The organism is Bradyrhizobium sp. UFLA05-153 (genome assembly GCF_054185185.1).
The window spans coordinates 13,706-26,646 of sequence record NZ_JBBIAM010000079.1; the positions used below are offsets into that span (position 1 = coordinate 13,706).

Below are 12,941 nucleotides of genomic sequence, written 5' to 3' on the forward strand. Positions count from 1 at the left end.
CTCCTGTTGCTGTGTTTGAAAGCTTGGGGCGCCGGCGCGCACTTGCAAATCTCACACGAAGGCGCTGAAGCCGGTGATCGCCTTGCCGACGATCAGGTTCTGCATCTGGTAGGTGCCTTCATAGGAGTAGATCGCTTCGGTATCGGCAAAGAAGCGCGCGACGTTGTAGTCGACCAGGATCCCGTTGCCGCCCAGCACCTCGCGGGCCCACGCGACCGTTTCTCGCGCTTTAGACGTGCAGAACGCCTTGACAATCGCTGCCTGCGCATCAGTCAGCTTGCCGTCGGTCTCCAGCTGCACCGAGCGAACCAACATAGATTGACAGGCCACGATGTTGGCCAGCATCTTTGCCAGCAGCTCCTGAATGAGCTGGAACGACCCGATCGGCTTGCCAAACTGCAAGCGCTCCTGGGAGTACTTCAGGGCATTTTCGTAGGCGCCCATCTGGGCACCGGTGATTTCCCAGCCGACGCCATGCCGGGTACCGCGCAGCACCAGCGCAGGATCGCGAAACGTTCCTTTGCCTCCCTGGAGACGATTCGCATCTGGCACGCGGCAGTCGGTCATCGTGATCTGGCCGTTCTGCACGACCTTCAGCGCGATCTTGTTCTGCATCTTCTCGACGCTGAATCCAGGCGTCGTCTTGTTCTCGACGATGAAGCCCTTGACCTGGTCGTCGGCCACATCGCGCGCCCAGACGATCGAGATGTCGCACCACGGCGCGTTGCCGATCCAGCGCTTCTGGCCGTTGAGGATCCAGCTGTCGCCTTCACGTTTCGCCGTGGTCATGAGACCAGCACCGGTCCCTGAGCCCACCAGCGGCTCGGTCAGCGCGAAGCAACCGACCTTTTCCATGCGCGCCATCGGCGGCAGCCACATCTGCTTCTGCTCCTCGGTGCCGGCGAGGTAGATGGAATTCATCGCGAGACCGGTGTGGACACCATGGAAGGTGCAGAACGAAACATCGGTCCGCGCGATCTCGAGGGCGATCAGGCCGAACAGCAAGGGGCTTCCGCCCGGGCAGCCGTAACCATTAATGCCGAGACCGGCGATGTTTAGCTCCTTGTACGACGGCAGCAGCTCGAACGGGAACGAGTCCTCGACCCAGTGTTTGTTGATGATGGGTGCGACTTTCGTTTCCATGTAGGTGCGCACCTTTTTTACGATCCCCCGTTCCTCGTCGCCCAGCGTTTCAGCGAATTGAAAGAAGTCGCTATTCGGCAGCGGAAGCTGTTTCGGGGTTTTTGTAAGCATTTTGGGTCTCCTCTTGTTGTGGCTTGAAAGCCGGGAACCTGCGCCTGCAGCGGATCGTTACTCGGCTGCGACTTCGCGCCGAGCAACCGTCTCTGACCGCTTGCGCAGTTCGATGAGGCCGAGCAAAATCTCGTCGCGCGCACGCTCCAGCTCCTGGACGGAGCGTGATCCGACTTCGGCATGGACGCTGTCGATGAGCTTTTTCTGCACTTCCGGCGTCAGCACGGGTGAGCCGAGGGTCTTCCACCAAGCCGTCATTGGACCGGAGAACTGTTGGAAGAAGTGCTCGATGCCACCCGGGCCGCCGCCGAGGTGATTGAGCAGCATGTTGCCCATAATCCCCCAGCGCAGGCCCGGCCCCCAGGAGAGGGCGGTGTCGATGTCGGCGGCGCTCACCACGCCCTCGGCGACAAGATAGTAGACCTCGCGCCCCAATGCGGACTGCAGCCGGTTTGCGACGTGGCCGGGCATCTCCTTGTTGACGCGCACCGTCTTCTGCCCGATTGACGTGTAGAATTCCGCCGCGCGCTGGATTGTCGCTTCCGAGGTTTTTGCTCCGCCGACAATCTCGGTCAACGGGATCAGGTGCGGCGGATTGAATGGATGGCCGATGACACAGCGCTCGGGATGCGTCGCGGCGCCCTTCTGGATTTCGCTCATGGTGAGCCCCGACGAGCTCGATGCGATGATCACCTCGGGTGGCAACAGCTCATCGAGCTGCCCGTAGAGCTTTTGCTTGAAATCGATCCGCTCGGGCCCGTTCTCCTGAACGAGGTCGACGCCGGCAAGTGCCTCCGCGAGATCTGCGGTGAACTTGAGGTTCGACTGCGACGCACCCGCCGACAGGCCCAAGCGCTTTAGCGCCGGCCAGGCCGTCTCCACGAACTTGCGGAGCGAGGCTTCTGCGTTCGGCGCGGGGTCGGTCGCGACAACCTGCAATCCCTTGGCGAGGAACAGCGAGGCCCAGCTCGCGCCGATCACGCCGGTGCCGATGATGGCGATGCGGCGAATGGATTTGGCGTTGGTCATGTCATGTTCTCCGATCAGATTTCGGCGTAGGCGATGCCGGTGAGATTGCCCTGGGCGTAGAGGAAGTTGCGCTCGTTCTTGCCGTCGAGATCGGCGGAATAGATCGAGCCGGCGAAGTCGGTGACGAACATCCGGTTGCCGGGCACGTCGAGGGCGATGCCGATGCCCTCCATCAGATGCGTGACCACGATCTCCGGGGCAGCCTTGGTGTCGATCGGCGCGCGATTGACGGTGTTGCCGCGCGGGGGATCGCCGCGGTCGGTCCAGTAGAGGATGCGGTTGGTCAGATCGAGCTCGAGGTCGATCGGCTCCGGCAGGCGATCGAATAGCAGCTCGATGTCGGAGCGGTTCGCCGGGGTTTCGCCCTTCGGGATGTCAATGTTGGCGCGGAAGATGCGGCCCTGCTCGCCGTTGTCGGGACCCTTTTGCGTCCAGTAGATGTGCCGGCGTTTGGGATCGACGGTGATTCCGACGCACCAGCGGTTTTGATCTTTCCGGTCGTCGTCGCTGCGACCGGTCTCGACCAGTGTTTCGACCTGCGAGCCATCGAGATTGGCGCGCATCACGCGCATGCCTTCACGGTCGCACCAATAAAGCTTCTTGTCCGCCTTATCGAGGTGCATCTGCTTCGGCGTATACGTAACGCCTTGTGGAATGACGACCTGGCGATTCCCGCCATCGAGGTCGACGCGTTCAATCGAACCATCGTTGAGAGGGGGTACGCCCATGTTGGTCCAATAGATGTGGCCCGCCTCGACATCCACGGCGATGCCATCCGGGAGACGGCCATTCGTGACGAGGACCTTGCGGTCCGCACCATCGGGGTTCATCGAGTGAATGCGGTCACCGCTCAGTTCGAGAACGAACAGTCGACCGGAGCGGGTGGCGCCCGATGAGTTCTTCGATTTGGTTGCTTCAAGTACCGTCATGATCGTTCCTTCGCTGTCAAAGTTGCCTTGTCTCGAATTGACTTGCTTGGTCTAGAGATGATGACCGTCATGAAAATATTTGACCCATTTGCTCCATCGTTGCGAGTAAAGGCCGGCAAATCCCGCCAAATTGCTGCAAGGCAGCGTGCTCGTGAGTCGGTCGGCTTGATCGCTGTCTCTGTGCCCAGACAGCACAACGCGCGGCATCGGGTGATGGCGCGCGTTGCGGAGATCGCGTACTCTTACTTCTTGTCAGGCAGAGCGTAGGCGATCAGAGAGTCGCCCGGGGGCGTCATCATGAAGTGATGGCCGCCGGCCATGATGACCACATACTCCTTGCCATCCTGCTCATAGACGATCGGCGTGGCCTGGCCACCCGCGGGTAGCACGTTACTCCAAACGATCTCGCCGGTCTTGATGTCGATCGCCTTGATCAGATCGTCGGTTGCCGCCGAGATGAAGATCAGTCCGCCTGCTGTCACGACCGATCCGCCATTGTTTGGCGTGCCGATCTCGAGCGGAATGAAGGTCGGCATTCCGAACGGACCATTCCGCCGGGCCGAACCGAACGGGCGATCCCACAGGGTCTTGCCGGTGGCGAGATCGATTGCACGGATGCCGCCGTAGGGAGGCCGCGTGCAGAGCACGCCCGTCGGCATCTGCCATCCCGCGTTGACCAGGATGCCATAGGGCGTTCCCGTCTGGGCGCCTGCGCCTTCAGCACTCGAGGCGCTTCCCGCCGCACGGGGATCGCCGGCGGGGAACAGGCCCATCCCGTCCGCGTCCTTGCGGGTCACGAGCGTGTCGTAGTTGGGCATGTCGTTATAGTTCGCGATGATCACCCCGCGGTGCGGATCAACGGCAACGCTGCCCCAGTCCGACCCGCCGTTGTAGCCGGGATATTCGAGGTTGTGGCGGCCGAGCTCCGGCGGAGTGAACGGCCCTTCATAGCGAGCGCGCTTGAAGTTGATCCGGCAAATCATCTGGTCGATGGGCGAGATGCCCCACATGTCGTGCTCGACCAGATCGGCTTTACGCAGCGTATGGTAACGCGAGAACGGCTGCGTCGGAGAGCGCTGGCTGGGTTCCGCGCCGCCCCGCGGGACGGCCACTTCGTCGACCTGGTGCAGCGGCTTTCCGGTGGCGCGGTCGAGCACGAACATGTCGCCGCTCTTGGTCGGCAGCAAGACCGCCGGCACCTTGCCGCTGGCGGTGGGGAATTCGACCAGGGTCGGTTGAGAACCGAGATCGTAGTCCCACACGTCGTTATGCACGGTCTGGAACACCCAGCGCGGCTTGCCCGTGTTCACGTCCAGCGCGACGAGTGCGGAGCTATACTTCTTCTCCTCATCCGAGCGCAGCGACGTGTAGTAGTCGCCAGCCGAGTTGCCCATTGGCAAGTACACGAGGCCGAGCTTTTCGTCACCGACGCCTGTGGTCCACATGTTCGGCGTGCCAAGGGAGTAGGGCTTTCCGTCCGGCGGCAGCTTCGTGACCTCGGGCTGATTAATGTCCCAGGCAAAGCGCAGCTCACCGGTGACAGCATCGTAGCCGCGGATGACGCCCGATGCGGCCCAACGGCGTTGACCATCGAGCACCTGATGCCCGGAGACGACGATCCCATGCACGATGACCGGTGCCGAGGTGATGGCCGCTGTCCCCGGAATGACGGGTGTAACGGCACCCGTGGCGCTATCCTTCTGCGCGAGTCCGGCCTTGAGGTCGGCGGCGCCGTTCTTGCCGAAATCCTGGCATGGCTGACCCGTCTTGGCGTCCACGGCGATCAGGCGCATGTCGAGCGTTCCCTCGATGATGCGTGCTGCGCAGGCCTGGCCGGCTGTGGCCTTGGGATTCTCATAGTACACCACACCGCGACAAGCCGCCGTGTATGGCACCCAAGACGTCGGAACCTCGGGATCGTACATCCAAAGCTTCTCGCCGGTCGCCGCGTTCAGCTTGAACAGCTTGTTCATCGGCGTGCAGCCGTAGATGGCGTCGCCGACCTTGAGCGGAGTCAGCTCCGATCCATACTTCTTCGGAATGTCGCCGGTATGGAAAGTCCAGACGCGCTTGAGGTCCTTGACGTTTGCGGGCGTGATCTGGGCGAGATCCGAATAGCGCTGCCCGCCCTGGCCACCGCCATAGGCGTTCCACTCACCCTTCTTGGGCGCATATGCGGAGTCTTCGAAGACGGCGTTTGCGTGCGCCTGAGGGAGTGGATCCGGTGCCGCCTGCTGATTGAAGATCGGGATCGGGACGCCGAGTGCGGCAACGAAGAGTCCGGCGCCGATCGAGCCCAGCTTTCGGACATGCCGGCCGATCGTCTTGTCAATTACGGGAGCAGCGAGAATGGCTAGGACGAGGAGGATGAAGGGACCGACAAGACGCGGGATCAACTCCCAGCCCGAGAGGCCGACCTCCCAAAAGCTCCAAACGGCCGTGAAAGCGAATGCGCCGACATAGGTATAGATGCCCGCGATGCTTCCCCTTATCATGAGAACGCCCGCAGCGAGAAGCATCGCGCCTACCACAACGTAATAGAGGCTGCCTCCCAGCGAGGCGAGGTAAGCGCCACCACCTGTGAGGATCAAACCGAGCAATGCGACGATCCCGCCCAAAACCGTGGGCGTCCACGCGAGGTATCTCTGCAACTCTGATGCCCGCTGTCGAGTCGGTGCTGCCGGGCCTACATCTACTGTCGAAGACATCTCTTTCTCCTTTTGAGAACTTAGATTTCAAGAACGACGAACCGAGCCGCTCCTGCCGCCGAGCGTTTGCACGCGCCGATGGCTCGAGGCTCAGCTCGTTGATTGCTGGCGCTAATTCAGCTCGGCGCGGGCGTAAGAGTTAATCTCAAGGCCGACGGCGACCTCGACGATGCGCGGGCTGGTCCACTTCATGGTCGCTTCCTTCCGAATCGATAACAGAAGCTGCGTCGACACTGGTTTGGCTGCTGTGATGGTCATTTGGATCTCCTTGGTTTTCACGCACGGATGCGCCGGTTTCCATTTGACCCGCATGCGCAGGCGGCGCGAGTGAAGCGCCGCAAATCGCGCCAAATTGTTGCTAGTGAGAAGGGCGTATCGGCGTACGCTGGATCAGGAAGATCGATGGACGGCCGGCATGTCTCGGCACCGATCGATTCCATCCAATGTCTTGAGACAGGACTACGATCTGCCCGTTCCGAACGCACAACGACGGGAGATCGGCTGAACATGCGAATGACTTCGAGTGCGCCAACGACCGAATATGCGTGAGTGTCCCCATTGCGGTTCTTCCGGCACGTTGCACGTGCTCGGACCGAATCCCACTCTCCCTCTCCTGCATGGCCTGGAGCACTGAAGTTGGTGCGCCGTCATTCAGCACGTCTCGATATGGATACATGCCTTGGAAAGCGTCCGGATCTCCAAAGGGCGGCTGAGCGAGAGCCGGGATCGCCGTCGCGGCCCATACAAGTGTGGCTGTGGCGACAGCTTTGAGTGAGGTCAAAATGTTGTCGCGTGCTTTCGTCATGTCTTCCCATTGTTTCACAACGCCAACGTTGGTCTCCAGCTAGGCCGCTTGAGCTGCCACTGCGAGTAAAGCCCCACAAATCGCGCCAAATTACTGATAACGAGGGGGGAGATCCGCTTGCGTTGGGACTAGGCAAGGTAAACAGATGACTGGCATTTCTCAGGCGATGCGGTACGATTTCTGCTGAGAGGCACAAGCAAAGCTCGGTCGGCTGAAATCGACTCGGAAGCCAGACACCGGAGTCTGTCAGGTGGTGCCGCATTCGCTGAACAGTGCGTACCCGGACGGTAGCTCCCAGATCTTGTGGGAGGACGGCGAACGCATCTTCAGGCGTGGCTGGCGACTGGACGGCGCGGGGAAGCGCTCTGCCGTGTTGCTCATCGCTCCGGCCGCCGACCCTCCTTCCCGATCAAGCCTCGACCGCCTTGCGCACGAATTCGAACTTAGGGATCAGCTCGACAGGGCGTGGGCACTGCGGCCGATGGACCTCATTCGCGATGCCGGTCGAACCGTGCTGGTGCTTGAGGATGCTGGCGGCGAGCCACTAGAGCGGTTGCTTGGCGTACCTCTGGAACTCGGGCGCTTCTTGGAGTTAGCCATCCCCATTGTTGCAGCGCTCGGCAAGCTCCACCAGCGCGGGCTCGTTCACAAAGATATCAAGCCAGTCAACATCCTGCTCAACGACGGGACCGGCGACGTGAGGCTGACGGGATTCGGGATTGCATCGCGGTTCGCGCGTGAACGCCAATCGCCTCACCCTCCCGAGACGATCGCCGGCACACTCGCGTACATGGCGCCCGAACAGACCGGGCGGATGAATCGATCAATCGATTATCGCAGCGACCTTTACGCACTTGGCATCACGTTCTATCAAATGCTCACCGGTACTTTGCCGTTTGCCGCCATGGAGCCGATGGAATGGGTGCACTGCCATCTCGCCAGGCGGCCGGTGCCGCCTGCCGAGCGGCTGAAGCAAATTCCCGGCACCATTTCGGCGATCGTGATGAAGCTGCTCGCGAAGATGGCCGAAGACCGCTATCGAACGGCGGCCGGCCTCGAGAGCGATCTTCGCCGCTGCCAGCGCGAATGGGCGGCGCAAGGCCGGATTGACGACTTTCCGCTCGGTGAACGTGACACGCCTGATCGGCTCGTGATTCCCGAGAAACTCTACGGGCGGAGACGCGAGGTTGAGACTTTGCTCGCCGCCTTTGATCGCATCGTCAACGGTGGCGCCCCGGAACTGATCCTGGTTTATGGCTATTCCGGCATTGGCAAATCGTCGGTCGTCAACGAGCTGCAGCCGGTGTTGGTGCCACCGCGTGGCCTGTTCGCTTCCGGCAAGTTCGATCAGCTCAACCGTGATATTCCCTACGCAACGCTGGCACAGGCGCTTCAGAGCCTGATCCGGCCGTTGCTTGGCAAGAGCGACGCCGAGCTTGCGCCATGGCGCGACGCCTTGCAGAAGACGCTGGGTTCCAACGCCGGACTGATGGTGGATCTCGTTCCGGAACTGAAGCTCCTTATCGGAGGACCATCGGCGGTCCCCGAGCTTCCGCCGAAGGACGCGCAGCGGCGCTTCCAAATGGTGTTTCGGCAGTTGATCGGCATCTTTGCTCGGCCGGAACATCCCCTGGCGCTCTTCCTCGATGACTTGCAATGGCTCGATGCGGCGACGCTCGACCTTTTGGAAGACCTGTTGATCCGGTCCGATCTCCGCAATCTTCTCATCATCGGTGCCTTCCGCGATAACGAAGTTACCGCTGCGCATCCGCTCATGCGCAAGCTGGAGGCGATCCGTGCAACCGGAAGGTCGCAGGATATCAAGCTGGCCCCGCTGACGGCCGGCGATCTGCGAAGCCTTGTCGCGGACTCGCTCCGATGCGATGCGAAGCAGGCAGATCCGCTCGCAGAGCTGGTGCACGCGAAGACGGGCGGCAATCCGTTCTTTGTCATCCAGTTTCTTCACGTCCTCGCCGGCGAGCATCTCCTGGCCTTCGATCACGACCGGGGGCAATGGTCCTGGGACATGGGAGGCATCCACGCCAAAAGATACACAGATAACGTCGTGGAGCTTCTGGCTGGAAAGTTGACGCGGCTGCCCCTCGACACGCAGGTCGCGTTGCGACAGCTCGCTGGCCTCGGCAATGTCGCAGACGTCGCTATCCTCTCGGTCGTTCTGGAAACGTCCGAGGAACAGGTGCACGCGGCTCTCTCGGAGGCCCTGCATCAACAGCTGATCGACCGCCTCGAGCGCTCCTACAAGTTCTTTCACGATCGGGTGCAGGAAGCCGCCTATGCGCTGATTCCGGAAGCATCGCGCGCCGAATTGCATTTGAGGATCGGCCGCCTGCTCGTGGCACAGACATCTCCGGAAAAACGCGACGAAGCGATCTTCGAGATCGTCAACCAGCTCAACCGCGGCGCGTCATTGATCGCCTCAGCCGATGAGCGCGAGCAGCTCGCCCGACTGAATCTGATCGCGGGCAAGCGCGCCAAGACGTCGACGGCCTATGGCGCGGCGCTGAAGTATCTGGCTGCCGGCGCGGCACAGATGCCGGAGGATTCGTGGGAGCACCGGCGTGAGCTCATGTTCGAACTGGAGCTGCACCTGACAGAATGCGAGTTCTTTACCGGCGAGCTGGCCGCCGCGGAGAATCGGCTGACGCTGCTGTCATCCCGCGCCGCCAATACCGTGGAACGGGCGGCCGTCGCGTGCCTGCGAATCGATGTGTGTACGACCCGCGGCCGGATGAGCGAAGCAGTCGCTGTCGGTCTGGAATGTCTCCAACATGTGGGCGTAGTGTGGTCCGCACATCCTGCGGACGACGAGGTGCGCCGCGAATATCAGTTGATCTGGTCGAAGCTCGGCGGCCGCGCAATCGAGAAACTGGTTGACCTGCCGCTGATGACCGATCCCGCATCCCTCGCCTTTCTCGATGTTCTGACCAAGCTCGGGCCGCCGGCGGTGTTCACGGATGCAAACCTGCTGGCGTTGGTCAGTTGCGGTGCGGTCAATCTCAGCCTCGAGCACGGCAATAGCGATGGCTCGTCCAATGCGTATGTTCGGGTAGGCATGGTCGCCGGCCCGTTTTTTGGGGACTACAAGGCCGGGTATCGGTTTGGACGGGTCGGCTACGAACTGGTCGAGCGGCACGATCTGAAGCACTTCCTGGCCAGGATATTCATGAATTTCGGCAACCAGGTGATGCCGTGGACGAGGCATGCGCGGAGTGGTCGTGATCTCTTGCATCGGGCGTTCGATGTTGCGAACAAGACGGGCGATCTCACTTATGCGGTGTACAGCCGCGCCCATCTGAACTCCAACCTGCTCATGGTGGGCGATCCGCTCGACGAGGTTCAGCGCGAAGTCGAGCTGGGACTGGCGTTGGCGCAGCAGATGCAGTTCGGACTCGTCATCGATGTCATCGCGACGCAGCTTGCGCTGGTCCGAATGTTGCGCGGGTCGACACGCCGGTTCGGCTCTTTCGACGACCAACAGTTCGATGAAGGCCTGATCGCAAGCCGTTTATCCGGCAACCGGAACCTGGCATTTGCCGAGTGCTGGTATTGGATTCGCAAGCTGCAGGGGGGCTTCCTGGCCGGCGACTTTTCTGCGGCTGTCGACGCGTCCCTTAGGGCGAAACCGCTGCTCTGGACGTCGCTGCCAGCCATCGAATTCGCGGAGTATCACTTTTACAGCGCGCTCGCGCGCGCCTCATCCTGTGACTCCGCTTCAGCCGATCAGCGCCGACAGCATTTGGAGGCTCTGGCAGCCCATCGCGAACAGATCGGAATGTGGGCGGAGAACTGCCCCGAAAATTTCGAGAACCGCGCGGCCCTTGTCGATGCCGAGATCGCCCGATTGGAAGGTCGCGAGCTGGATGCCGAGCGTCTTTACGAGCGTGCGATCCAATCGGCCCAAACGAACAGCTTCGTCCACAATGAAGCGATCGCCTATGAGCTGGCTGCCCGCTTTTACGCGGTGCGCGGTTTCGAGGAAATCGCACATCTCTACCTGGAAAACGCTCGTCACTGTTACTTGCGATGGGGAGCAGATGGAAAAGTGCGACAACTCGACCAGATCCATCCGCGGCTGAGGCAGGGGGTGCGCGCGCCAGCCCCAGCGGCTACGATCGAAGCGTCGGTCGAACAGCTCGATCTCGCAACAATGATTGAAGCCTCGCAAGCGCTTTCTGGCGAGATGGTGCTGGAAAAACTCATCGACAAACTCATGCGCGCGGCCCTCGAGCATGCCGGCGCCGAACGAGGTCTGCTGATTGTCCCGCGAGGCGATGAGCTGCAGATCGAGGCGGAAGCGATCGCCGGTGGAGACGATATGATCGTGCATCTGCGGGACGGGTCGTCCCACGGCACAGCGGAGTTGCCGAAGTCGTTGGTTCGGTATGGAACGCGCACCCATGAGATTGTGATTCTCGATGACGCGTCATCTCAGCATGCATTTTCTGCCGAACCCTATATTCTTCAGAGTCGTGTCCGTTCCATTCTCAGCTTGCCGTTGATCAATCAGGGTAAGCTCACGGCGATTCTCTACCTCGAGAACAATCTGGCGCCTAACGTGTTCACTCCTGACCGCGTCGCCTTATTGAAGGTGCTGGCGTCGCAGGCGGCAATCTCGCTCGAAAACTCGCGGCTTTATCGCGATCTCGCAGATCGCGAAGGCAAGATCCGGCGCTTGGTGGACGCAAACATCATTGGGATCATCACTGCCGACTTCGAAGGCCGAGTTTTTGAAGCCAATGACGCGTTTCTTCGCATCGTGGGATATGACCGTGATGACTTGGCTTTGGGCGACGTGCGCTGGACCGAACTGACTCCGCCGGAATGGCGCGACTGCACTGCGCGCGCCCACGAAGAGTTAAGAAGAACCGGCGTGGCGCAACCCATCGAGAAGGAATACTTTCGCAAGGACGGCAGCCGCGTGCCCGTGCTGATCGGCTATTCGTTGTTCGACGAACGAGGCAACGGCATTGCGTTCGTGCTCGATCTGACAGAGCGCAAGCGGGCCGAAGAGGCAATGCGTGAAAGCGAGCGAAGTTTGCGCTCGGCAATTGACGGTATACCAGGTCTCGTCGGAGTCCTGGCTCCGAATGGCGAGGTCGAGGCCGTCAATCGCCAAATCATTGAATATTGCGGCCAGTCGCTGGAGGAGTTGAGAAATTGGGGAGCAAACGGAACAGTCCATCCCGACGATCTTCCCTACGTCGCCGAAGTCTTCACAAGGTCGATCGCCTCCGGAGTTCCGTACCATCTCGAACAACGCCTGCGACGCTTCGACGGGGAATATCGATGGTTTGACAACCGCGGCGTCCCAATTCGCGATGACTCCGGGCGTATCACGCGATGGTATGTTCTCCTGACCGACATCGAAGATCGCACGCAGGCGTTGGCGCGATTGCAGCAGATGCAATCCGATTTCGCGCACATGAACCGTGTGAGCATGATGGGAGAGCTGGCAGCCTCGCTTTCTCACGAGATCGCGCAGCCGATCGCCAGCGCGCGCAATAACGCCCGGGCGGCCCAGAATTTTCTAAAAATGCAGCCGCCTGACCTGGGCGAGGTCAAGGAAGCACTAGCCTGTATCGTTGCGGACGCAGATCGATCTGGAGACATCATCGAACGCATCAGAGAACAGATCAAGAAGGCGCCGCCCCGAAAGGAGCGTTTTGATCTCAACACGGCAATCAGCGAAGTGATCGTATTGGCGCAAAGCGTGACCCTCAGGAATGGCGTTTCGGTTCAAACCCGGCTTGCGGAGGGATTGCCGTTGGTTCCGGGGGATCGCATTCAGCTGCAACAAGTCCTCCTGAATCTGATTCTCAACGCATCTGAAGCAATGAGCTTGGTTGAAGAGGGAGCACGAGAGTTGTTGATCAGCACCGAGCAAGACCAGGCAGGCGCCCTCGTGGCCGTCCGCGATTCTGGGCCGGGCATTGATCCTGCGCATCTCGATCGGATCTTCGACGCTTTCTATACCACGAAGTCCAGTGGAACGGGCATGGGACTCTCGATATGCCGCTCCATCATCCGTGCGCATGGGGGCGAGCTGTGGGCGGGAGCGAACGAGCCTCGCGGCGCCGTAATTCAGTTCACTCTGCCCGGGGCCGAAAAGGACATGACGAGAGCGCGGAATGCCGAAGTCTGATGGACGGTTCCGCATTGGTTAAACATAGCGTATTCGGACGGTTGCTCTCAGGT

Annotated in this window: 6 protein-coding genes; 1 reads left to right on the forward strand and 5 read right to left on the reverse strand. The window is 60.8% G+C overall.

Annotated features, from left to right (window positions below; all coding sequences use genetic code 11):
- Nucleotides 1-51: 51 nt before the first annotated feature.
- From Q2941_RS34310 to pqqA, 5 genes are all read right to left on the reverse strand, one after another.
- Nucleotides 52-1,254 carry an acyl-CoA dehydrogenase family protein gene (locus Q2941_RS34310; RefSeq protein ID WP_458195189.1) on the reverse strand — a complete coding sequence of 401 codons (1,203 nt, stop codon included), beginning with the start codon at nucleotides 1,252-1,254 and terminating at the stop codon, nucleotides 52-54.
- Nucleotides 1,255-1,311: 57 nt separating this feature from the next.
- Complete coding sequence (locus Q2941_RS34315) at nucleotides 1,312-2,283, reverse strand: 3-hydroxyacyl-CoA dehydrogenase NAD-binding domain-containing protein (protein WP_458195190.1); 972 nt, start codon at nucleotides 2,281-2,283, stop codon at nucleotides 1,312-1,314.
- Between the two features lie 14 nt (nucleotides 2,284-2,297).
- Nucleotides 2,298-3,212, reverse strand: a complete 915-nt coding sequence (locus Q2941_RS34320) for a 3-hydroxyacyl-CoA dehydrogenase (RefSeq protein ID WP_458195191.1) — start codon at nucleotides 3,210-3,212, stop codon at nucleotides 2,298-2,300.
- Between the two features lie 242 nt (nucleotides 3,213-3,454).
- Nucleotides 3,455-5,920 carry a membrane-bound PQQ-dependent dehydrogenase, glucose/quinate/shikimate family gene (locus Q2941_RS34325; RefSeq protein WP_458195193.1) on the reverse strand — a complete coding sequence of 822 codons (2,466 nt, stop codon included), beginning with the start codon at nucleotides 5,918-5,920 and terminating at the stop codon, nucleotides 3,455-3,457.
- 111 nt (nucleotides 5,921-6,031) lie between these two features.
- The gene (pqqA, locus tag Q2941_RS34330) at nucleotides 6,032-6,178 is read right to left on the reverse strand and encodes a pyrroloquinoline quinone precursor peptide PqqA (protein WP_458195195.1); all 147 of its coding nucleotides are present in this window, start codon (nucleotides 6,176-6,178) and stop codon (nucleotides 6,032-6,034) included.
- Between the two features lie 797 nt (nucleotides 6,179-6,975).
- Between pqqA and Q2941_RS34335 the strand changes: the two genes are divergently transcribed.
- Entirely contained in the window at nucleotides 6,976-12,888 is a 5,913-nt protein-coding gene (locus Q2941_RS34335; protein ID WP_458195196.1) for an AAA family ATPase, read from the forward strand.
- Nucleotides 12,889-12,941 lie beyond the last annotated feature (53 nt).